Genomic DNA, 21,296 nt, shown 5'->3' with positions numbered 1-21,296 from the left:
AAATGAATGAATTAAAACACCTTGCTGTTGTTATGGATGGCAATAGGCGCTGGGCTAGGGCTAAGGGTTTTTTGGCAAAACTTGGATATTCTCAAGGAGTCAAAACTATGCAAAAATTGATGGAAGTTTGCATGGAGGAAAATATTTCAAATTTAAGCCTTTTTGCTTTTAGTACGGAAAATTGGAAGCGCCCTAAAGATGAAATTGATTTTATTTTTGAACTTTTAGATCGTTGTTTAGATGAAGCTTTAGAAAAATTTGAAAAAAATAATGTGCGTTTAAGAGCTATAGGTGATTTATCGCGTTTGGAAGATAAAGTAAGAGAAAAAATTACCTTAGTTGAAGAAAAAACAAAGCATTGTGACGCACTTTGTGTTAATTTGGCTATAAGTTATGGTGCAAGAGATGAAATTATAAGAGCTGCTAAGCGTGTGATTGAAAAAAAACTTGAGCTAAATGAAGAAAATTTAACGCAAAATTTAGATTTACCTTTAGATGTGGATTTGATGCTTCGCGTTGGAAATGCCAAAAGACTTTCAAATTTCTTACTTTGGCAGTGTTCATATGCTGAAATTTATTTTAGTGAAACTTTATTTCCATCTCTTACCAAGAGAGAATTTAAAAGGATTATTAAAGAATTTAGAAATAGAGAAAGAACTTTTGGAAAATGATATTTTTCATAATAATTCTAGGGGCTTGTTTGGGTTCTTTTTGCACAAGTTTGGCAAGTAGGATAATTGAAAAAAAGCCTCTTTTTATCTCGCGCTCTTTTTGTTTTTCTTGCGATACAAAATTAAAATACTATGAAATTATTCCTATTTTTTCTTATATTTTTTTAAAGGCAAAATGTCAAACTTGCAAATGTCATTTGCCTATTTCTTTGTTAATCAATGAAATTTTAGGCATAATTTTGCTTATTTTGGCTTATTCTTTAAGTCAAAATTTTTATGATTTTTTATTTTTATCTCTATTTTTATTTAATCTTTTCTTGCTTTCTTTAATTGATATTAAACTCAAAGCCGTACCACAAATTTTACTTTGGAGCGCTTTTTTATTTGCTTTTTTTTACGCCTTTAGGGAAAGTGAAATTTTACATTTTTTGATTTTTAAAGAGTTTAGCGGAGGTTTTTTGCTAAATGCTTTTAGTTTTGGAGGATTTGTTTTTTTATTAAAAAGTTTGGTTTTTTTTCTAATGAATTTCCGAAAAAAAGATGAAATTTTAGAAAATTTGGGCGATGCTGATATTATCATTATGTCTTGTATAGGTGGAATTTTAGGTTTTGAGTATGGATTTTTAGTATTACTTATAGCTTCTATTTTAACTTTGCCTTTTTTTATTTTTTTTAAAATTAAAGCAATAAAAGAGCAAGAACTTGCTATGATACCCTTTTTAAATATCGCTTTTGTGGCAGTTTTATTTTATAAAAACTTAGGATTATTCTAATGAAGCTTAGTTTAAGATATGTTTTAAATCAATTTTTAAGTACGAATTTGTCTATATTTTTCGTACTTTTTGCTATTGTATCTATGGTGTTTTTTATTCAACTTGCAAAACTTACTTCAAGCATAGAGATTAGTTTTTTGGATCTTTTAAAGCTTTATGGGTTTATGTTGCCTAGAATTTTAATTTTTACCTTGCCTATATCTTTTTTTATTTCTTTAACTTTGGCTTTGTTTAGGCTTTCTAAGGAAAATGAAAGCATAGTACTTTTTACTTTGGGATTTTCACCAATGATTTTGGCAAAATTTTTCCTTAAAATTGCAAGCTTGATTAGTGCTTTTATGCTTGTTGTGGCTTTGGTAATGATACCTATAGTATTTGAACTTCAGGATAACTTTGTAAACTATAAAAGCACTCAAGTGAAATTTAACTACAAAACAGGAGAATTTGGACAAAAATTTTTAGACTGGATGATTTTTATAGAAAAACAAGATAGTGATAAGTATGAAAACATAATTATGTATCGCCCTAAACATAAAGCAGATGATAAAGAACAACTTATCATAGCCAAAGAAGCGCATGTGCAAAGAAAAGATGATAGCTTTGCTTTTAGCTTGAATCAAGGCAAAATGTATAATTTTGAGCAAGGTCAAAGTATTTTTAGTGGAGAATTTGACACTTTAGTAGTAAATACTCAGTTTAATACAGACAATCTTCAAACAAAGAAATTTTATGAATACTGGAATGATTTAAACGAAAATCCACAAAGAGCAAGAGAATTTGTGATTTATACAACTATAGCCTTGTTTCCACTTGCTAGTACGCTTTTTGCGCTTTGTTTTGGTTTGGTTACTTATCGTTATGAAAAAGGCTATGTGTATTTAGGTATGTTTGGAGTGATTGCTATATATTTTGGACTTTTAAGTTCTTTTTCTCAACCTCCAATTTTGGCTTGCCTTGGAATTTTTTCTTTAAGTTTATTTGTTTCGGCTTATTGTTTTAAGAAAATGATTTTGAGTCGTTATTGATGAAAATAAAAATTATATTTTCTTATGATGGCTCTGCTTTTTTAGGTTCTGCTACTCAGCCTCATAAAAAAGGTGTTCAAGATGCTTTAAGTGGGGCCTTATCGCATTTGGGTATTTTTTCACCTCTTTTGATGGCTTCTCGTACAGATAAAGGAGTGCATGCAAGCTATGCTGTAGCTAGTGTAGAATGTGGAGATCATTTTGTAAATTTAGAATATCTCCAAAAACAACTTAATAAATTTTCCCATCCTTTTATCCATATCAAAAAAATTGAAAAAGTAAAAGATGATTTTGAGGTAAGATTTGATGTAAAAAGTAGAGAATACCGCTATATATTTTCTCACTCTTCTTATAGTCCTTTTATGGCTTCTTATGTACATTTTTATCCTAAATTTGACCTAGGTAAAGCTAATGAGCTTTTGGGTTTTTTTGTAGGAAAAAAGGATTTAAAGTTTTTTTGCAAAAGTGGAGGAGATAATAAAACGACTTTAAGAGAAATTTTTATTGCTAGAGCTTATGCTTATAAAGATTTTAGCATTTTTCATTTTAAAGCTAATGGTTTTTTAAGAGGGCAAATTAGATTAAGCGTAGCAAGCGTTTTAAAGGTTTTAGAAGGAAAAATGAGTGAAAAAGAACTTAAAGAACAGATTGAGGCTAAAAAGCAATACAATCACTTTTTAGCACCGCCAAATGGGCTTTATTTAAGCCGTATATGTTATTAAAAACTTTCATAGAAATTAAAGGCCTTTTGGGTTAAAATTTTTCTTATTTCTTCTTGATGTTCTTTGCCTTTGGTTTCTAAAGTAATTGAAATCATCGCATCGCCATAATCAAGCTTGGTAGAAAATCTATCATAGTCGATTTTTACTATATTGGCATTGGCTATTTTTAAGCTGTCTGTAAGGTGTAATAATGCCCCAGGTTTATCTACTAAAGTAACATGAATTTGCATTTTTCTGTAAGATTTAAATAAACCTTTTTCTATGATGATATTTAGCATTTGTGCATCGATATTGCCTCCGCTTAAAACTACGCCAATTTTTTTATGATTTTGTGTATTTATTTTTTGATGAAGCAGGGCAGCTACACTCGCAGCTCCTGCACCTTCAACTATGATTTTATGTTTTTCGAGTAAAAACAATACCGCATTAGCTATTTCTTCATCATCAACTTGGATAAAATCATCTACACATTCTAAAATAATATTAAAATTAATAGGATTTGCATCACGCACAGCAATACCATCGGCTATAGTGCGTACGCTTTTTGCATTTTTGATTTTTTTAGCATGAAAACTTTCATACATTGCAGGAGCTCCTTTGGCTCCAACTCCGATGATTTTAATGTTTGGATTGATTTGTTTAGCTGCACTTGCGATACCGCTTATAAGTCCTCCGCCTCCAACAGGTGCGATAATCATATCAAGATCGCTTATTTCATCAAGCATTTCAAGCATCAAAGTTCCTTGTCCTGCCATTACAAATTCATCTTCAAAAGGATGGATAAAACTAAGATTATTTTCTTTAGCATAAGAGGTTGCAAAGGCATAGGCTTCATCAAAATTATCCCCTTTGAGTATCACCTCTGCTCCTAAGTCTTTTGTAGCAGAAACTTTTAAGAGCGGAGTGGATTCTGGCATTGCAATAACTGCTTTAATGCCAAATTTTTTTGCACTAATAGCCACGCCTTGAGCATGGTTTCCCGCGCTTGCGGCAATGACTCCATGTTGTTTTTGTTCAGTGCTAAGATTGGCTATTTTATTATAAGCTCCACGAATTTTATAAGCACCTGTAATTTGTAAATTTTCATTTTTAAGATAAATTTCACTTTGACAAATATCACTTAAAAAAGAAGAGTATATGAAAGGAGTTTTGTTTACAAACCCTGAAATTTGTTGTTTTGCTTTGTAAATTTTATTAAGCTCTAACACTATTTTTCCTTTGTTTTAAAATGCGGATATTCTAGCATAATGCAACGATTTTGTATAAAATTTATATCTAATTTTTTACATTCTTCTTTGGCTGTTTCATTACTAATACCAAGTTGAAGCCATAGGTTTTTAATATTTTTTTCAACAAGCTTAGGAAGAATTTCTAGTGCCACTTCGCCTTTTCTAAAAAGTATAAGTGTATCGATTTTTTCTTCTATTTGATCTAAATTTCTATAAACTTTTTCATTTAAAATAAACTCTTCTTTAGGATAAATAGGAAAAATTTTATAATTTTTTCTTTGTAAAAATTCTGCTACCCTATAAGAAGCTTTTGTCTTATCTGGACTTAAAGCAAATATGGCAATATTTTTACTTGTATTTATAATATAAGAGATAGTTTCTTTTTCATTCATTATTAACCTTTGTTTTGGTATTTTATCTTAAATGATTAAAAAATTAACTAAAGTGAATTCAAAAAATGAAAAAAGTGTTATAATATAGCAAATTCCGAAGTTTAATAAGGAGGGAAAAATGGAAGAATTTTATCCATATACTTTAACAATCCATCTTCTTTGTGCTATTTTGTTTATAGGTTATTTGTTTGTTGATGTATTTGTTTTGGGCGTAGTTAAAAAGAAAAATCCTAATTTTGACAAAAGTCTTTTTAGTGCTACTGGGGTTAAAATAATGCCTTTTGTGGTTCTTTTGCTTTTTTTAAGCGGAGGTGCTTTGGCAGGTTTTCATTTCAAACCTTTAAATTTACTTTTTGCTGTAAAAATTATTTTGGCTTTTGGAATTTTATCTTTAGTTGTTTTTTCTTTATTTTGTCATTTTATATTAAAGAAGAAAAACCCGCTTGGTGCTTTTATCCACCCTTTTGTATTTGTGCTTTGTATCGCGATAGTAATACTGGCTAAATTAATGAATTATTTTTTTATACCTTGCTAAGAAATACTCCACATTCAAGATGTGGAGTATTGGCAAATTGATCAAAAAGAGCAAACTCTTCCACTCTATGTGTTAGGCTTAATTCTTTTAAATTTTCTTTTAAAGTGATAGGATTGCAAGAAATATAAATAATATTTTCATATTTTTTTATTAAGTCAATTACGCTTTTATCAAGTCCTGTACGGGGTGGATCAACTAAAACATGAGAGAAATTAAAATCATCTAATCGAATATCTTTTAAACGAAAAAATTCTCTTTCTTTTTTGATAGCAAGACTTAATTCTTCGCTTGAAAGTCTTGCAAAGTAGATATTTGTTGTATTGTTAAGTTTGCAATTTTTTAAAGCAAAATTAATATTGCTTTTTGAAATTTCAGTGGCTAAAACTTTAAAAAAGAATGGTGCTAAAGCTAAAGTAAAATTTCCATATCCACAGTAAAGCTCAAGTAAATCCATTCTTTTTTGAGTATTTAAAATTTCACACACCCAAGTAATCATTTTTTCATTTATAGCAGTATTAGGCTGAATAAAACAATCGTTGTTAAATTCATAAAATATTTTTCTATCTTGAATATTTAAAGTTTGTCTTAGATTTTCTGTTTTAAAAATAAGTTTTTTGCCTTTACTTCTTGCTATAAGGTTGATATGAAGAATATTGCTTAAATTTTCTAAATTTGACTTTATATCCTCTATATTTTTATGATAGAGTAAGGTTACGCTAAGTTCTTGCTTTGTGGTTAAAAACTCCACGCCAAAAAGTTTTTCTTTTAATTTATTATCTTGACGCAAGTATTCTAGAAGTTTTGGCATAAAAGCACAAATTTTTTGATCAGCAAAATCTAAATATTCTATAATGTACTTTTTTTTGCTTTTTGGATCAAACATTGCATAAAAAAGCGTATCGTTTTCATGATAAAATGAAAGTTCAGCTCTTGTACGATAATGTTTATCTTTTGAGGCAAAAAGTTTAAAATCCTTTGTATAAAATTCTTTAAAATATTTTTTTATGAAAGAGTGTTTTTCATCTAAAGTGAGAAAATTTCCAAAATTTTCAAGACTCATGGAACTTTCTTTCCGATGAGTCTTAATAAAAGCGCAATAAGTATGAAATTTAAAGGCAAGACAAACCAAACGCTAAGTCCTAAAGATACAGGAATATATCCAGCGATTAAAGAAATGCCACAGATAAATAAAGCATAAGGAATTTGTGTTCTTACATGCTCCATATGATCGCATTTTGCACTCATAGATGAAAGGATTACATTATCTGAAATTGGTGAGCAATGGTTTCCAAAAATCGCACCTGTTAAAACGCAGCTTATATTAATAACCATATAATGATGCATAGCATTTGCATCCATACCATTGATTTTGGCGATTTCATGAGCTAAAGGCACAGCCAAAGGCATTAAAATCCCCATAGTTCCATAGCTTGTTCCTATGGCAAAAGAAATGGCTGAAGCAAAAGCAAAAATAGTAGCAGGTAAAATAAACTCAGGCAATTTATCTGCAAGCAAACTAGTGATAAATAAAGAAGTTCCTAGATCTTTTACTATACTTGAAAGCGACCAAGCAAATAAAAGCAATACTATGGTAAAAATCATGGTTTTCCAGCCATATATCCAAGTTTCTACCGCTTCTTTAAGATTGAAAATTTTACGACGCACCCCGATAAAAATCGCTACAATAGCAGCAAACAAAGCAGCTTGGAATAACACCACAGAAGAATCAGCATTTCCAAAAGCAGCCCTAAAAGTTTCAAAAGACAAAGGATTAGCACTTGCTTTTGCAAGTTCTTCGCCTTCTAAAGTGCTAAGTCCATTAAAATAAAATCCTAATATAGCTAAAATGATTAAAGTAAAAATAGGAACAATAGCATCAAAAGCACGAATTTTAATACTTTCTTTTGGTGCTAAAAATTGATCTTCTAATTCAGCAGTATCTAGTGTGCCTGATTTAGGTAGAGGAGCAATTTGTCCTGTGGTTCTTGCACGCACTTCAGCCTTGTACATAGAACCAAACTCACGTCCCATGATTGCAGTCATGACTACAAAAAAAAGCATGAAGATATTATAAAAACGATAAGGTATGGTTTCAACAAAAATTCCAAAAGCACTAATATCGCTAATGCCTATGTGTTCATAAGCGGTTTTAATTAAAGAAACTTCTAAGCCTATCCAAGTAGAAATTACAGCTATTCCTGCTACAGGAGCTGCGGTAGAGTCGATAATAAAGGCAAATTTTTCACGAGAAATTTTAAATTTATCCGCCAAAGGACGCATAATTGGACCTACGATCAGTAAATTAGCATAATCATCAAAAAATATTAAAAGCCCTAAAAACCAAGTGTTAACTTGAGCTGATACAGCTGATTTGGCTCTTTTGGCAAATTTTAATGCTACAGCTTTTGCACCACCCATTTTTGTGATAAGTGCCACAAGACCACCTATACAAAGAATTTGTAAAATGATTCCTGCATTTACTGGATCTGAAGTTGAACCTAAGATATAAGAAATAATCTTTGAAAAAGATTCTACTGCGGTATTATAAAAATTTATAAAAGCTAAATGTTGTGCTTTAAAAATATTTGCAGAAAGGCTAAGTAGAAAAGTTCCGCTTAAAACTCCAGCAAAGAGTGACAAAATAACATCTTTTGTGATAAAGGCTAAAGCAATAGCAACTAAAGGCGGTATAAGCGTAAAAGCTCCAAATAAATTAGCATTTGCAGCTGCTTCTGAGGAGTTTGCAAATGCAACTAAAGGTAAAAACAATAAAACTAAAAATTTATTCATTCATCTCTTTCTATATAAAATCCATTCCAAGTTTGTGTTACCGGCATCAGCTCGATTTCATTAACATTAATATGGCTTGGTAGGTTAATGATAGACATTACCACTTTGGCAATATCATTAGCACTGATAAATTGCGTATTTTCATACACTGCGTCAGCTTTTTGGATATCTCCTTTAAAACGCACTTCGCTAAATTCAGTTTTGCAAAGTCCTGGAGCAATGTTTGTTACTTTGATATTGCTTCCTCTAAGATCATTTCTTAAGGCCAATGAAAATTGTCCCACAAAGGCTTTGGTTCCACAATACACATTGCCTCCAAAATAAGGATTGCGTCCTGCAACCGAACCTAAGTTAAAAATATAAGCATTTTTTTGTTTACGAAGTATAGGAATAACAGCTTTTGCAACATATAAAAATCCTTTGATGTTTGTATCTACCATAGTGTTAATATCTTCAAGGTTTAATTTATCAAATTCATCTACCCCTAAAGCTAAACCTGCATTATTAAAAAGCACATCAATTTCTTGAAATTCTTTGGGTAAATTTTCAATAGCCTCAAAGATTTCTTTTTGATTTCTTACATCTATGCAAAGCGTGTAAATCTTATCTTTGTGAGCATTTTTTAACTCTTCTAGACGCTCTTTACGTCTAGCAAGGGCGATTACTTTGTAGTCTTCTTGTATAAAAGCTTCAACGCAAGCTCTACCAAAACCTGAACTAGCTCCTGTAATAAATGCGGTTTTCATTCTAAACTACCTCCGTAAAATAGATTTTCATTTGCTTTTAAACCCAAGCTTTTTAGATAATCAGCATTTTCTTTTTTACCTGCTGCTAGCGCAAAGTCAAGTGCATTAAAACCAAGATCATCAACAGCGTTAAGATTTGCTCCTTTTGAGATAAGAAGTTTTAAAATTTCAACATTTCCATAAGCTGCAGCATGCATTAAAACATTTTTTGAAGTGTGCTCTAGAGCACAAAATGTAATAAAATAAGGCGTATTTGAACCTATGTTCGCACTTAATGCTAATTTTTCATTGTTATTAATATATTTTTGATTAACATTTGCTCCATTATCAAGAAGTAGTTTTATGATATCAAGACGATTAAACTCTATGGCATAAAAAAGCGGAGTTTTACCAAAGGCATTGGCTTGATTAACATTCGCTCCATTTTGGATTAAAAAATTTGTATTTTCATAATTTTCCAATGCGTAAAAAATAGCACTTTCATAACCTTCGTCAATCCTAGTGCCAAAACGAATCAAAAGTTCTAAAATTTCTTTTTCTCTTTGATTTAGAAGCGCTGCTTGTAAGGCTATAGTAAGATCATCTTGACTTGGATTATTTGAAAAAATAAAATCTTGTATATAAGATACCGAATAATTTTTATTTGACATGATTTTTGCTAAAGGACTAATGTCTTTGTAAATTTTTGTTTCTCCAACAGCCCAATTTAAAAATTCGTTTAAGGCATTGCTAGTATAGTAAATATTGCTACCTTTGTCAAAATTAAAATTGCTTTCAAAATACTTTTCTAAAGGTTCTATAGCGTTATTGTATTCTTGCCAAAAAGCTTTGTAAAGTCTAAAATTTCCTATACTTTGATATGCCCAATATCTAAAGTAAGATTTTAAAATATCATATTTTTTTTCTAAATTCTCAGGTGTATCTAAAGTTTTTTGATAAGTGATGGGGTCGATGGCTATTTTTAACAATAGCAAATTAAATTGTTGTAATTTTGGTAAATAAGCTATACCATTACAAGAACTATTTCCTCCACGAATTTCATTGGAAATTGCATAGAGTTTTTTTGTAAAATCTTGATTTTTTAAAGATTCTTTGCAATTTAGATAATCTAAATTTGAACTTTCGTTTAGCAATGTTTTATTGTTTTTAATGTTGTCGCAGTTAATGGCATCGCTAGCCATTAAACTTGCAAAACAACAAAAGGAAGTGAATAATAACTTCAATATTTTTCCTTTGAAAATTTTAATTTTGTTATTTAATCCAAATAAGTATTAAATTTGAATTAATTTTCAAGTTTGAAATTTTCAATCTCATTAAAATTTAAATATCTATAGATATTTGCCTTATGTTCATCACTTAGCTTTTCGCTGACAATTTGTAAGTATTCTTCCTTGCTTGGAATTTTACCCAAAATAGCGCAAACTGCTGCAAGTTCTGCACTGCCTAAATATACTTTAGCACCCATTCCCATACGGTTATCAAAATTTCTTGTAGAGGTTGAGAAAACTACAGCTCCATCATTTACTCTAGCTTGATTACCCATACATAAAGAACAACCAGGAACTTCTATTCTAGCACCTGCTGCGCCAAAGATGCTGTAATAACCTTCATTGGTAAGTTGTGCTTTATCCATTTTTGTTGGAGGCACTACCCAAAGTCTGGTTTTAAGTATGCCTTTATCTTTTAAAATTTCTCCCAAAGCTCTATAATGTCCTATGTTTGTCATACAAGAACCTATAAAAACTTCATCTATATTTTTTGGACGCTTATCATCGGCTAAAATTTCGCTTAAGGTTGCCACATCATCAGGGTCATTTGGACAAGCTAGGATTGGCTCTTTAATGTCATTAAGATTAATATCTATAATATAAGCGTATTTTGCATCTTTATCTGCTCTTAAAAGAGTAGGGTTTTTAAGCCATTCTCTCATTTTTTCAGCCCTTCTAGCAAGGGTAGCTTTATTCTCATATCCTGCTTCTATCATAGCTTCAATTAAAGAAATATTGGATTTGATATATTCGCTTACACTTTCTATGCTTAAATCCACACTGCAAGCAGCTGCAGATCTTTCAGCACTTGCATCGCTGAGTTCAAAAGCTTGTTCGACTTTTAAGTTTGGCAAGCCTTCTATTTCTAAAATTTTTCCTGCAAAAATATTTTTCTTATTTTTCTTTTCAACAGTAAGTTGTCCTTGTTTGATTGCATAATAAGGTATAGCATTAACCAAATCTCTTAAGGTAACCCCAGCTTGCAATTCTCCGCTAAAACGCACTAAAACACTTTCAGGTACATTTAAAGGCATAGAGCCAGTAACCGCAGCAAAAGCTACAAGTCCGCTTCCTGCAGGGAAAGAAATTCCTATAGGAAAGCGTGTGTGAGAATCCCCACCCGTTCCTACGGTATCTGGCAATACAAAACGATTAAGCCAAGAGTGAATAACCCCATCACCTGGTTTTAAACTCACCCCACCACGACTTGTCATGAAATTGGGTAAAGTTTTATGTAAATTTGAATCGCTTACTTTTGGATAAGCAGCTGTATGGCAAAAGCTTTGCATCACAAAGTCTGCATTAAAACCTAGGCTTGCAAGTTCTTTAATTTCATCTCTAGTCATAGGACCTGTAGTATCTTGAGAGCCTACAGTTAAAGTCATAGGTTCTATATACATACCTGGACGCACACCTTCAACTCCACAGGCACGACCTAGCATTTTTTGAGCCAAGGTATAACCACCGCTTGAAGATTTAGGTTGTTCAGGTTTGGTAAAGATGTTTTCACTTTCCATTCCTAAAAATTCTCTAGCCTTAGCACAAAGCCCACGACCTATGATAAGTGGGATTCTTCCTCCTGCTCTAACTTCATCTAAGAGAGTGTTTGGACTGAGTCTAAATTCTGCGATTGTAGAGCCATTTTTTATGATTTTTCCCTCATAAGGATGAATTTCAAACTCATCGCCCATTTCTAAGTTTGTTACATCACAGATGATAGGTAAGGCCCCACTATCTTGAGCAGTGTTAAAGAAAATCGGTGCTATGGTTGAACCCATTACTATACCACCGCTGTGCTTGTTTGGTACACCTTCTATTTCTTTTCCTAAGTGCCATTGTATAGAATTTATTGCTGATTTTCTACTTGAACCTGTTCCTACAACATCACCTACATAAACTACTTCGCGACCGCTTTTTTTAAGCTCTTTGATTTTTTCTAAGGATCCTGCTTGTCTTACCTTTAGCATGGCATTTGCATGCAAAGGAATATCGCTTCTTGTAAAAGCATCTCCTGCAGGGCTTAGATCATCGGTATTTGTTTCCCCTGCTACTTTGAAAACTATACATTTAATCACTTGAGGTAATTTTTCTTTTTTGTTAAACCAGTCCGCATTTGCCCAGCTTTGTAAAACTTCTTTAGCGTGTGGATTGTTTTTGCTAAGTTCAGCTATGGTATGAAAATTATCATGTACAAAAATAATATTTTTCAACACTTCTGCAGCATCTTTGGCTATGTTTTCATCTTTTAAGGCATCGATTAAAACTTTAACATTATATCCGCCTAGCATAGTTCCAAGCATTCTTAAGGCTCTTTTTTTGTCTATGTTCGGAGTGCTGATTTTACCTTTAAGTATAGAATCTAAAAATTCACATTTTACTAAAGCTGCATCATCAACACCAGGATTTACTCTATTTTCTAAAAGATTTGCAAGCTCTTCATTATTTTCATTTTCAAGTAATTTACAAAGTTCTCTAGTTTGATTTGCATTTAAAGAAAGGGGTGGTATACCCAAAGCGGCTCTTTCTTCAACAAGTTTATTGTATTCTTGCATAAAAGACATTTTCTACTCCTTAAATATTTTTTATTATAATTGTAGCTCTTTGAAGGATAAAAAATGTTTAAAGTTTATTATAAAATGCCTTTATGTTACCTATCTTTACATAGTGATGGAAAATTTTTAACTAGAGTTGATTTTTGTGATAATAAAAGATCAGAAAAAAATTGTAGTTTGCTTGACTTAGCAAAATATGAACTTGATTTATATTTTACTCATAAGCTTAGAAAATTTAGCATTCCTGTTTTGATACAAGGTACAGATTTTGAATCAAAGGTTTATAAGGCTTTAATGAAAATTCCTTATGGTAAAATAGCTACTTATAAAGATATAGCAGAAAAAATTAATCATCCAAAAGCTTTTAGAGCTGTCGGAAATGCAAATTCTAAAAATCAGATTCCTATTTTTATACCTTGTCATAGAGTTATTGCAAGTAATGGCATAGGAGGATATAATGGAGGGCTTGAAATAAAAAGATTTTTGCTTGAAAATGAAGGAGTGAATTTAAAATAAGCTTGGGGTTTGATTTTCTTTGTTTTCAAATTCTTGTTCAAAAATATCATAATTTTCAAGAATTAAACAATATTTAAAATTTTTTAATTTTCTTAAATCTGAAAGCTGATTATAGGAAAAATCACAAAATAAAGAATTTTTAGAAGCAATTTTAAAGTCTTTTATGTTTTTAAATTTTTCTTTCCAGAATTCAAAGGTATTTTGGTTGTTGCTTACAATAAACGCTTGAGAGCTTGAACCAAAAGGAGTGATTTCAAATTTATCATCAATAAAATAAATTTTAAAATCATCAATCTTATTAAAATCAAATATTATTTTTTGATTTTTTTCTTTTAAAAAAGAAATAATTTTTGCAAAACTATTTGCGTAAAAAAAAGGTAAATTAAGATTTTTAAAATATAAATTTTCACAAATCAAAGTTGTAAAAAAGAAGCTAGATCGCGATAATAAGGTAAAATTAGCATCTTTTAGACTATGAGAATAGGCGCAAAGTTTATTTAAGTAATTTTCTTCACAGTAGCAAAAAATTTCACCCTTTTTTGCTTTGATTAGTTTTTCAAAATCAGCAAAAATATTTCCTTTTAAAATGTTAAAATAAAAAGCCTTGCAAAGACTTAGTTCGTAAGATTTAAAAAGTAAAAATTCATATTCTTTATCTTCACAAAAAAAGCGTAAAAATCTTACAAGAGCTTGTTCTAGATTTTCTACTCTAAAGTAAAAAATGTCTTTATCTTCAATAGTAATGTCATTTTCTGTAATTATAGCATAAGCGCCTTTTTTTACAGCTTGGGTAATTTCTTTTTTATCGTTATTAAAGAAGGCAAAGCCTGCTTTAAGTTCGTTTAAATTTATGGCAAAACCTTCCACACTTAAAACGCTACCTTCATGAATGAGCGTTGCATTTAAAAGTTCACCTAAATTGCTAATTTGCATATTTTAACCCACTAAAGAACCGTTTTGTACAAGTTGTTCAGGGGTGATTAAAACAAGTTTATCTCCGCTTTTTGCAGAAAGTATCATACCATCGCTTTCATGTCCAAAAATTTTAGCTTTTTTAAGATTGCTTATAATGCAAACTTGTTTACCGATTAAATCACTGGCTTTATAGTATTTTGCTATGCCTGAGAGTACTTGACGGATTTCTTTATCGTCAAGTTCGAGTTGAAATTTCAAAAGTTTTTCACTCCCTTCTATATTTTGACAATCAAGTATCTTAGCGACTTTGATTTCAATTTTTGCAAAATCATCGATTTTTATTTTAGGACTTTCTTCTTTTTTAGGTTCTTCTTTAATTTCTTGTTTTAAAAGAGCTTTTTCTACTTTTGGAAATAAAGCTTCGCAAGGATTTGCTTTGAAATCTAAAAGTTCATTGCCAAGTATCATTTTTGCGTAATTTGCAGGCGAAATTTCAAAATTTAAAGCTAAAGCCACTTTTTCACAGGACTTTGGTAGAGTAGGGCTTAATAAAAGGCTTGTTTTGGCTAAAATATTTGCACAAAGTGCTACTAAAGCATTAGCTTGTTCGTGTTTGTTTTCTTTGATTAAATTCCAAGGTTCGTATTTGCTAATGGCTAAATTTGCTACGCTTAAGGCTTTAAAAAGTTCTTCTAAATAACGATTACACTGTAAGTTTTCTAAAAATTCTACCGCTAAATTTAAGTGTTCTTTTGCTTGATTTAATTCAGCATTGTAAAATTTTAAAACACCTTCTTTTGAAATATTTCCTTGAGAATATTTTGTACTCATACCTATAATGCGATTAAGTAAATTCCCAAATTCATTGCTTAGTTCAGCATTGATACGATTTATCAGCATATTTTCGCTAAAATCCCCATCATTACCAAAAGGTACTTCTCTAAGCAAGAAATATCTAAAAGCTTCGCTTCCATAGGCATCAACCACTTCTTTAGGTTTTACAACATTGCCTTTAGATTTGCTCATTTTTTCGCCTTCTTTAGTCCACCAGCCATGTGCACCTATAAATTTTGGCAAAGGTAAATCTACGCTCATTAAAAAAGCTGGCCAATAAATGGCATGAAAACGCAAAATATCTTTTCCTACTAAATGCACATGCGCAGGCCAAAATTTAGCATTTTCTCCCTTGCTTTGAAAATCAAGAGAGCTTATATAGATAAAAAGTGCGTCAAGCCATACATAAATAATATGTTTATCATCATTAATTTCTTGAGGCAGTTTAATCCCCCAATCAAAACTTGTTCTTGTAATGGAAAGATCTTTAAGGCCGCTTTGGACAAAATTTATAAGTTCGTTTTTTTTGTTTTTTGGTAGGATGGGATCTTTTTCTTCATACCATTGTAAAATTTTATCTTGGTATTTTGAAAGTTTAAAAAAATAACTCTCTTCTTTTAAAATCGTAGTGTTTTTGCCACAATCTGGACAAGAACAATCATTGATAAGCTGACTTTGAGTAAAAAAGCTTTCGCAAGAAATACAATAGTGTCCTTCGTATTCATCTTTATAAATATCGCCTTTTTGCCACATTTTTAAAAACATAGCTTTAACAAATTCAATATGCCTTGTATCAGTTGTTCTTGCGTAAATATCATAGGTGATTTCAAATTCATCCCATAATTTTTTAAATTCAAAACTGATTTTATCAGCATATTCTTGAGGAGTGGAATTTCTTAGTTTGGCAGCTTCTTCGATTTTTTGTCCATGCTCATCTGTTCCTGTTAGAAATCTTGTTTCATGTCCTTGCAAACGATAAAATCTTGCTAAAGTATCGGCTATGATGGTAGTATAAGCATGACCTAAATGAGGCACATCATTTACATAATAAATTGGTGTTGTAATATAACGCATTTTTTTCCTTTAAAAGTCAAATCCGCCTTCGGTTTTACCCTTAGACATACTGTTATAGACTGCATCAACATAATTTTTTCTAGTTTGGCAGTTAAAAATTTCATCGCAATTATAACAAGAGTTTAGGTTTTTTGAGTTTTGACATGAAAGTAAAATTTCTTTTTTTTTATCCATATCTTGCTCAAATTCATCTCTAGCTTCATTCATTGTAAGCCTTTAAAAGTTTTGAAATTTCATATTCTGAGCCAAAAAAACAAGGAGTTGTCGCATGGATTTTATCAAATTCAAGTTCAAGTAAGGAGCGGTTTTTTCCATTTGTAGTTTTTCCGCCTGCTTTTTCTATGATAAAGGCTAGAGGAAAGACTTCAAAAAAGGCACGAAGTTTGCCATTAGGCGCATCTTGTGTTGCAGGATAGCTAAAAATGCCACCCCCTTTTAATAAAATTTGATTGATATCGCTTACCATGGCCCCAGAATATCTTAAGCGATATCCTTCATCAAAAAGACTTTTGATAAATTTAGCGTGTTTTTCTTCCCAAAATTTTTGCGTTCCGCCTGTAGCATTAATCTTGCCTTTTTCATTCATTTTAAGATCTTTTATAAAAATAAATTCATTATTTGCATTTAAGCGATAAAGTTTTGGCTGATCTTTGCAAATCACAAGTTCTAAGCGCGCTCCATACATACTATAAAGTGCAGCTCTTAAATTTTTAGCACTTGCTTTTTCTTCATAGATGGCAAAAATAGAACCTATGGCAAAATTAACATCCATTAAACTAGAACCATCTAAAGGATCATAAGCTACGATAAAATTTGCCCTTTCGTTAAGCGTTAAAATTTCGTCTTTTTCTTCACTTATGATGGCTTTAATGCTTGAACATTGACTTAGAGTTTTTGTGATGATTTCATCGCTTAAAACATCAAATTTGAGTTGGGTATCGCCTGTAAAATTTTGATTTTGACTGTAGCTTGTATCGGGAAATTTTAAAGCGTTAGAAATTTCTAAAACCGCTTTTTGTATATAAGAAATCACTTCTTGCATTTTATAATTCTCCTTGTAAATTTTTAGCATTTTTAAGTATGTATCGACAAATAGCTTGTATATCGTTTAAATCAAGCCAAGTAAGATAAGGGTGAGAAATTTTTTCATAGCTTGCAATAGCGTTTGAAAAAGTAAAATAACTTTCATCAATTTCTTTGCAAAATACGCTAATGCGTGGTAAATCAAGAGTTTTTAATCCTTCAACCAAACAAATGTCAAAATCAGGGCTTAATTTTAAAGCTTTTAAAATATCTCTATTTTCATGAGAAAAAAAAGTTGTTCTTGTAGGACTTAAAACCATGACTTCAGCCCCACTTTGAAAAAATTTAAAACTATCTTTACCGTTAAAATCAAATTGAGCTTTATCGGCAGGATCATGTTTAATGATTAAAACTTTTAAATTTTGTTGCAAAAAATTATCAGCTATTTTTGTGATAAGTGTAGTTTTACCTGAATTTGACGGGCCGCTAAAAGCCATGATAAGTTGTTTCATAAAATATACTCTTAATTTTTTTGTAAAATTATATCTTTTTAAACCAAAAAATAGGGTTAAAAGGCTACAATAATACTAAAAAATATGGAAAAAGAATGAAAATTTATAGTGTAATTTTAGGTGCTTTTTTGCTTGGAGCTTGTTCTTTAAAAGATCAGGCGATTGTGGATACAAATTTAAAATCTCAAACTTTAATGTTTACTCAAAAATACAAAATCACACAAGATAAGATTAATGCCATTATAACCATGTCTTATTTAAACCCAATTCTAGATAAGACAAGCAAAGATGATGTATTGGCCTTGTCTTTTACTCCAAATACATTAAAAATTCAAAATTTAGAAGTTTTTATCAATAATAAAAAAGCCAATATTGAAAAACTGGATGATGAGTACTTAAAATATATAATACAAAACAACTATACTGATTATTTTAAAGTATCTCTCCCTAATGTCAAGGAAGAGACTAGGCTTGTAGCTAAGATTTGTTTAGATCATTTGCCTTGTTTTGAATTAAATTTTCAAAAATATCCGAAATCTTTATACTATCGTTCAGAAGATGTCGATACACAATATAATTAGCTAGAACTTTTTTTCCGTAAATTCGGCTTTCTTGATAAGGAACTAGCTCCATAGACAAGAAAGGTTCAAATTTGCCTGTCTTAAACATATCATTTCTTGCAAGCATACGGTTAGTAAATCCTATACCGCCATTATAAGCATAAGCGACAAAAAGTGGAGATTTTAAACGCGATTCAAGGTAATTTAGATGATAGTTTCCAAAGTAATATGCTATTTCAGGTTTAAACATAAAATCTTGATCGAAATTTGGAATTTTTAATTCTTTTTCCCCTATGTGATTGGCTAAAAATGGCATAAATTGCATCATGCCTAAAGCATAAGAAACTGAAATAGCAGTTGGAATAAAACGACTTTCTTGTCTGGCAATAGCCAAAATTAAAGCTTGTCTTGTTTTGTTATAGTCTTTTATATTATCATAATAAGGCATTATAAAATAATGTTTTTTAAAATTATTTTTGCGTTCTAATATGTAAGCATAAATAGGCAAGGTTTCTTGTGTGTCAAATTCTTTTGCCAAGACATCTAGTTGACTTGCGTTAGCATCGCGAATTTGTTTGTTTATTTTTTGCCAAGCAAAAGGATCTTGCATATTAAAATTATTTTTTTTCTTGCTTGGATTAAGGCTTTCTATCTTTGGAAAAGGTGTGTTAGTAAGTTCTTTTGCGTAAAGACTATAAATATTTAAAGAAGAACTTTGTGATAAAGTTTTTAAATCTTCTTCATTGTTTTTAATCAACCACATCCAAAATATAGCATTGTCTTTATTGCTTTGCGATTTAAAACTTTGAGCCGCCTTTTTAAAAAAGTCATAAGCAAGCTCTGTTTTATCATAAGTTAAGGCATTGACTCCCAAATAGAAAGCAGAATCTTCACTTACATTTTCAGGATTTATTTCTAGCATAGAATGTCTAAATTTTGGATTTTCTTTTTTAATAATAATATTTTGTGCAAAATCTTTAAAACCAATGTGGTTTGGTAGTTTATTGACTAAACTTGTATTTAAATCTAAGTCGTATTTTTTAGAATAATTATAAAGTTTAAAAAAACCATTAATATCTTCTTTTTGTACTATATAGCTCATAGGATCAGAAGTATTAAAAGCTAGCAATAAATTTGTCAAATCAGGTCTTTGATTTTTAAAGGTTTGAGCTAAAGTCGTTCGGTCTTTGGAATTTAAACTCGCTATAAAAACTAATGAATTTAAGCGCACACTTTGACAAGTTAAATTTGCATCTAAGATAGTATTTGCTGTATAGGTATAGCATTTAGCATATTTTGGGTTGATATAAGGCTTTAAAGGGATGATTTTTTCAAGTTCGGATTTAATTTTTCCTATATAGCGAAAAATATGAGAATTTAAATCTTGCGCATCTTTTTTACTGATTTTATTTTTTTCTAAAAGCCTATAAATATAATAATCCTTAGCAAGTGAATTTTCTTCCTTTTTGAGTTTTTCTATACTATATTGTGTAGCATTTAAACTTGAAAAAATAAATAAAAAAACGAGTATTTTTTTTATCACAATATACTCCTTAAGATATTCCCAAGAAAAATGCCAAGAAACTGCAATGCTAAGACTATAATCAAAGGCGCAAGATCAATATTACCAATGCGTGTTGGAATTTTTCTAACTAAGGCGTAAGCAGGATAACTTAATTTATATAAAATTTGCACTATGGGATTATAAGGATCAGGGTTTACCCAGCTTAAAAGTGCTGTGATGATAATAATCCAAGTATAAATGTTAATGACAATTTGTAGTACTTGAAAAATAGAAATAATAAAAGAGTCTATAACCATAGTTAAATCCTTGCTAATTCGTGAATAAAATTTTTAATATAAGGATAAAGATCACCAAGCTCAGGTCCGTGGATATTTCCTGTTAAAATTATCCTTAAAGGCATGAAAAATTTTTTACCTTTTAAGTCGCTTTTGCTTAAAAGTTCATTTTTAAAATCTTCATAGTTTTCAAAAAGTTCAATATCTTTTAAGAGTTCTTTTAAAATTTTACATTCTGTTTCAAACTCTCCAAAGTCTTTTGTGCTAAAAATAGCTTGCATTTTTTCTTTAAGTTCTTTTATGGTGCTTGCTTCTTGAGTGTAAAATTTAGCAAGTTGTGCAAGATCTTTGTTTAAATCTAAAATTTTATTAAGCTCATCATCTTTGATCATTTTGATATGTTCACGATTGATTTGTAAGAGTTTTTTAAGATCAAATCTTGCGGGAGCTTTTGAAACTTTAGAAATATCAAACCATTTTATAGCCTCTTCTAAGGTAAAAATTTCACAAGGAGTTTTATTGCCTAGCATGATCAGATAATTTGCGATTGCGCTAGGTAAAATTCCACTTTCAAGTAGCCATTTTACAGAAGAATGTGCTTCTCTTTTACTCATTTTAACACCTTCTTCGTTTAAAATGATAGGCAAGTGTGCATAAGTCATAGCTTTATTATAACCTAAGCTTGCGCGGATATGTTCTTGTTTTGGAGTGTTTGAAACATGATCTTCTCCGCGTATAATACAAGTGACATTTTCAAGCATATCATCAACCGCACAAGCAAAATTATAAGTTGGAGTTTTATCTGTTCTCATGATGACAAAAGAGTCTATATTTTCAGGCTCAAAACTTAATTCACCTTTGATAAAATCAGTAAATTTCATAGTATGAGTAGGTTTTTTAAGGCGGATAACAAAGGGTTTTTCGCATTCTAAAACATCAATATCGGCTAGTTTTTCACAAGTGCCATCGTAGCGATAAGCTTTACCTTGTTTTTTAGCTAGTTCTTTTTTTGCTTCAAGTTCTTCTTCGGTGCAAAAACAAGCAAAAGCTTTCTTTTCGCTTACAAGTTTTAAAGCCATTTGGCGATGGAATTTTAAATTTTCACTTTGTATATAGTAATGCTGCCATGAAATACCAAAAAGATTTAAAATTTCTTTGATTTCTTCTTCTTTTCCTGCTATATTTCTAGCCTTATCAGTATCTTCAATACGTAAGATAAAATCCATATTTTTTTGTCTTGCACAGATATAATTAAAAATTGCTGCGCGTAAATTTCCTATGTGCATATCACCTGTGGGAGAAGGTGCAAAACGGTACATTTTATAGCCTTTAAAATTATTTAAAAGCTTATTATAACAG

At 30.6% G+C, this 21,296-nt stretch carries 22 protein-coding genes; 7 read left to right on the top strand and 15 right to left on the bottom strand.

The annotated features are described in order from the left end of the window. The first annotated feature begins 2 nt into the window (after window positions 1–2). Genes uppS through truA form a run of 4 tightly spaced genes read left to right on the top strand, consistent with a single transcriptional unit; the run spans window position 3 to window position 3,191 of the window. Window positions 3–671 (top strand): polyprenyl diphosphate synthase, encoded by a 669-nt coding sequence (gene uppS, locus ELQ04_RS03680; protein ID WP_002852565.1) that lies wholly within the window; start codon window positions 3–5, stop codon window positions 669–671. Then, window positions 668–1,444, top strand: a complete 777-nt coding sequence (locus ELQ04_RS03675; RefSeq protein WP_032595149.1) for an A24 family peptidase — start codon at window positions 668–670, stop codon at window positions 1,442–1,444. Before uppS ends, ELQ04_RS03675 begins: the two co-directional genes overlap by 4 nt. After that, on the top strand, window positions 1,444–2,469 hold the full coding sequence (locus tag ELQ04_RS03670; protein WP_002856798.1) for an LptF/LptG family permease: 1,026 nt from the start codon (window positions 1,444–1,446) through the stop codon (window positions 2,467–2,469). The genes ELQ04_RS03675 and ELQ04_RS03670 overlap by 1 nt, the downstream gene beginning before the upstream one ends. Beyond that, a complete protein-coding gene (gene truA / locus ELQ04_RS03665; RefSeq protein ID WP_074469222.1) occupies window positions 2,466–3,191 on the top strand; it encodes a tRNA pseudouridine(38-40) synthase TruA in 726 nt (241 codons plus the stop codon). Before ELQ04_RS03670 ends, truA begins: the two co-directional genes overlap by 4 nt. On the opposite strand, the gene ilvA is transcribed toward truA, so the two are convergent. Both ilvA and ELQ04_RS03655 read right to left on the bottom strand, forming a co-directional pair. Further along, window positions 3,188–4,399, bottom strand: coding sequence for a threonine ammonia-lyase (gene ilvA, locus ELQ04_RS03660; protein WP_002937613.1), 1,212 nt, complete (start codon window positions 4,397–4,399; stop codon window positions 3,188–3,190). The genes truA and ilvA overlap by 4 nt on opposite strands. Then, window positions 4,399–4,812 carry a CoA-binding protein gene (locus ELQ04_RS03655; RefSeq protein ID WP_002881532.1) on the bottom strand — a complete coding sequence of 138 codons (414 nt, stop codon included), beginning with the start codon at window positions 4,810–4,812 and terminating at the stop codon, window positions 4,399–4,401. Before ELQ04_RS03655 ends, ilvA begins: the two co-directional genes overlap by 1 nt. A gap of 118 nt (window positions 4,813–4,930) precedes the next feature. Here ELQ04_RS03655 and ELQ04_RS03650 point away from each other — a divergent pair, with 118 nt between their 5' ends. Next, window positions 4,931–5,347, top strand: coding sequence for a membrane protein (locus tag ELQ04_RS03650; RefSeq protein ID WP_002856751.1), 417 nt, complete (start codon window positions 4,931–4,933; stop codon window positions 5,345–5,347). Here ELQ04_RS03650 and trmA read toward each other — a convergent pair. The 5 genes from trmA to ELQ04_RS03625 are packed head-to-tail and all read right to left on the bottom strand — an operon-like array spanning window position 5,334 to window position 12,712. Further along, window positions 5,334–6,407, bottom strand: coding sequence for a tRNA (uridine(54)-C5)-methyltransferase TrmA (trmA, locus tag ELQ04_RS03645; protein ID WP_002937621.1), 1,074 nt, complete (start codon window positions 6,405–6,407; stop codon window positions 5,334–5,336). The two genes, ELQ04_RS03650 and trmA, sit on opposite strands and share 14 nt — an antisense overlap. Next, window positions 6,404–8,137 carry a Na+/H+ antiporter NhaC family protein gene (locus ELQ04_RS03640; RefSeq protein ID WP_002937623.1) on the bottom strand — a complete coding sequence of 578 codons (1,734 nt, stop codon included), beginning with the start codon at window positions 8,135–8,137 and terminating at the stop codon, window positions 6,404–6,406. Before ELQ04_RS03640 ends, trmA begins: the two co-directional genes overlap by 4 nt. Next, the gene (locus ELQ04_RS03635) at window positions 8,134–8,883 is read right to left on the bottom strand and encodes an SDR family NAD(P)-dependent oxidoreductase (RefSeq protein ID WP_002937624.1); all 750 of its coding nucleotides are present in this window, start codon (window positions 8,881–8,883) and stop codon (window positions 8,134–8,136) included. Before ELQ04_RS03635 ends, ELQ04_RS03640 begins: the two co-directional genes overlap by 4 nt. Beyond that, entirely contained in the window at window positions 8,880–10,106 is a 1,227-nt protein-coding gene (locus ELQ04_RS03630; RefSeq protein WP_002937626.1) for an ankyrin repeat domain-containing protein, read from the bottom strand. The genes ELQ04_RS03635 and ELQ04_RS03630 overlap by 4 nt, the downstream gene beginning before the upstream one ends. Window positions 10,107–10,165: 59 nt before the next feature. Next, the gene (locus ELQ04_RS03625; RefSeq protein ID WP_002937630.1) at window positions 10,166–12,712 is read right to left on the bottom strand and encodes a bifunctional aconitate hydratase 2/2-methylisocitrate dehydratase; all 2,547 of its coding nucleotides are present in this window, start codon (window positions 12,710–12,712) and stop codon (window positions 10,166–10,168) included. A 54-nt stretch (window positions 12,713–12,766) separates the two neighbouring features. Between ELQ04_RS03625 and ELQ04_RS03620 the strand changes: the two genes are divergently transcribed. Beyond that, the gene (locus ELQ04_RS03620) at window positions 12,767–13,219 is read left to right on the top strand and encodes a methylated-DNA--[protein]-cysteine S-methyltransferase (protein WP_002856786.1); all 453 of its coding nucleotides are present in this window, start codon (window positions 12,767–12,769) and stop codon (window positions 13,217–13,219) included. On the opposite strand, the gene ELQ04_RS03615 is transcribed toward ELQ04_RS03620, so the two are convergent. The 5 genes from ELQ04_RS03615 to mobB are packed head-to-tail and all read right to left on the bottom strand — an operon-like array spanning window position 13,211 to window position 17,577. Next, window positions 13,211–14,152 (bottom strand): hypothetical protein, encoded by a 942-nt coding sequence (locus ELQ04_RS03615; protein ID WP_002937632.1) that lies wholly within the window; start codon window positions 14,150–14,152, stop codon window positions 13,211–13,213. The genes ELQ04_RS03620 and ELQ04_RS03615 overlap by 9 nt on opposite strands. Window positions 14,153–14,155: 3 nt before the next feature. Beyond that, window positions 14,156–16,042: a methionine--tRNA ligase gene (metG, locus tag ELQ04_RS03610; protein WP_002937634.1), complete on the bottom strand. Its 1,887-nt coding sequence runs from the start codon at window positions 16,040–16,042 to the stop codon at window positions 14,156–14,158. A 9-nt stretch (window positions 16,043–16,051) separates the two neighbouring features. Further along, the gene (locus tag ELQ04_RS03605; RefSeq protein ID WP_002892523.1) at window positions 16,052–16,249 is read right to left on the bottom strand and encodes a hypothetical protein; all 198 of its coding nucleotides are present in this window, start codon (window positions 16,247–16,249) and stop codon (window positions 16,052–16,054) included. Beyond that, window positions 16,242–17,084 carry a class 1 fructose-bisphosphatase gene (locus ELQ04_RS03600; protein ID WP_002868153.1) on the bottom strand — a complete coding sequence of 281 codons (843 nt, stop codon included), beginning with the start codon at window positions 17,082–17,084 and terminating at the stop codon, window positions 16,242–16,244. Before ELQ04_RS03600 ends, ELQ04_RS03605 begins: the two co-directional genes overlap by 8 nt. A 1-nt stretch (window position 17,085) precedes the next feature. Continuing rightward, window positions 17,086–17,577 (bottom strand): molybdopterin-guanine dinucleotide biosynthesis protein B, encoded by a 492-nt coding sequence (mobB, locus tag ELQ04_RS03595; protein WP_002937641.1) that lies wholly within the window; start codon window positions 17,575–17,577, stop codon window positions 17,086–17,088. 95 nt (window positions 17,578–17,672) lie between these two features. Between mobB and ELQ04_RS03590 the strand changes: the two genes are divergently transcribed. Next, window positions 17,673–18,158 carry a hypothetical protein gene (locus tag ELQ04_RS03590; RefSeq protein ID WP_002937642.1) on the top strand — a complete coding sequence of 162 codons (486 nt, stop codon included), beginning with the start codon at window positions 17,673–17,675 and terminating at the stop codon, window positions 18,156–18,158. Here ELQ04_RS03590 and ELQ04_RS03585 read toward each other — a convergent pair. The 3 genes from ELQ04_RS03585 to gltX are packed head-to-tail and all read right to left on the bottom strand — an operon-like array spanning window position 18,055 to window position 21,256. Continuing rightward, a complete protein-coding gene (locus tag ELQ04_RS03585; RefSeq protein WP_002861483.1) occupies window positions 18,055–19,680 on the bottom strand; it encodes a lytic transglycosylase domain-containing protein in 1,626 nt (541 codons plus the stop codon). The two genes, ELQ04_RS03590 and ELQ04_RS03585, sit on opposite strands and share 104 nt — an antisense overlap. Further along, a complete protein-coding gene (locus tag ELQ04_RS03580) occupies window positions 19,677–19,958 on the bottom strand; it encodes a YggT family protein (RefSeq protein ID WP_002852501.1) in 282 nt (93 codons plus the stop codon). Before ELQ04_RS03580 ends, ELQ04_RS03585 begins: the two co-directional genes overlap by 4 nt. Before the next feature lie 2 nt (window positions 19,959–19,960). After that, complete coding sequence (gene gltX, locus ELQ04_RS03575) at window positions 19,961–21,256, bottom strand: glutamate--tRNA ligase (RefSeq protein WP_002881550.1); 1,296 nt, start codon at window positions 21,254–21,256, stop codon at window positions 19,961–19,963. Between the last annotated feature and the right edge of the window lie 40 nt (window positions 21,257–21,296).

Source organism: Campylobacter sp. CH278, from assembly GCF_004378845.1.
In the GTDB taxonomy this organism is placed as follows: Bacteria; Campylobacterota; Campylobacteria; order Campylobacterales; family Campylobacteraceae; genus Campylobacter_D; species Campylobacter_D jejuni.
Note: the sequence above shows the minus strand (reverse complement) of the source record. Positions and strands in the feature narration are given on the sequence as shown.

Bases quoted from the DNA above. Each gene is read 5' to 3' on its own strand.
- mobB (WP_002937641.1), bottom strand. From the start codon at position 17,577: ATGAAACAACTTATCATGGCTTTTAGCGGCCCGTCAAATTCAGGTAAA.
- ELQ04_RS03640 (WP_002937623.1), bottom strand. From the start codon at position 8,137: ATGAATAAATTTTTAGTTTTATTGTTTTTACCTTTAGTTGCATTTGCA.
- ELQ04_RS03675 (WP_032595149.1), top strand. From the start codon at position 668: ATGATATTTTTCATAATAATTCTAGGGGCTTGTTTGGGTTCTTTTTGC.
- gltX (WP_002881550.1), bottom strand. From the start codon at position 21,256: ATGTACCGTTTTGCACCTTCTCCCACAGGTGATATGCACATAGGAAAT.
- trmA (WP_002937621.1), bottom strand. From the start codon at position 6,407: ATGAGTCTTGAAAATTTTGGAAATTTTCTCACTTTAGATGAAAAACAC.
- uppS (WP_002852565.1), top strand. From the start codon at position 3: ATGAATGAATTAAAACACCTTGCTGTTGTTATGGATGGCAATAGGCGC.
- ELQ04_RS03650 (WP_002856751.1), top strand. From the start codon at position 4,931: ATGGAAGAATTTTATCCATATACTTTAACAATCCATCTTCTTTGTGCT.
- ELQ04_RS03605 (WP_002892523.1), bottom strand. From the start codon at position 16,249: ATGAATGAAGCTAGAGATGAATTTGAGCAAGATATGGATAAAAAAAAA.
- ELQ04_RS03615 (WP_002937632.1), bottom strand. From the start codon at position 14,152: ATGCAAATTAGCAATTTAGGTGAACTTTTAAATGCAACGCTCATTCAT.
- ELQ04_RS03625 (WP_002937630.1), bottom strand. From the start codon at position 12,712: ATGTCTTTTATGCAAGAATACAATAAACTTGTTGAAGAAAGAGCCGCT.
- ELQ04_RS03600 (WP_002868153.1), bottom strand. From the start codon at position 17,084: ATGCAAGAAGTGATTTCTTATATACAAAAAGCGGTTTTAGAAATTTCT.
- ELQ04_RS03590 (WP_002937642.1), top strand. From the start codon at position 17,673: ATGAAAATTTATAGTGTAATTTTAGGTGCTTTTTTGCTTGGAGCTTGT.
- ELQ04_RS03580 (WP_002852501.1), bottom strand. From the start codon at position 19,958: ATGGTTATAGACTCTTTTATTATTTCTATTTTTCAAGTACTACAAATT.
- metG (WP_002937634.1), bottom strand. From the start codon at position 16,042: ATGCGTTATATTACAACACCAATTTATTATGTAAATGATGTGCCTCAT.
- ELQ04_RS03635 (WP_002937624.1), bottom strand. From the start codon at position 8,883: ATGAAAACCGCATTTATTACAGGAGCTAGTTCAGGTTTTGGTAGAGCT.
- ELQ04_RS03670 (WP_002856798.1), top strand. From the start codon at position 1,444: ATGAAGCTTAGTTTAAGATATGTTTTAAATCAATTTTTAAGTACGAAT.
- ELQ04_RS03620 (WP_002856786.1), top strand. From the start codon at position 12,767: ATGTTTAAAGTTTATTATAAAATGCCTTTATGTTACCTATCTTTACAT.
- ELQ04_RS03655 (WP_002881532.1), bottom strand. From the start codon at position 4,812: ATGAATGAAAAAGAAACTATCTCTTATATTATAAATACAAGTAAAAAT.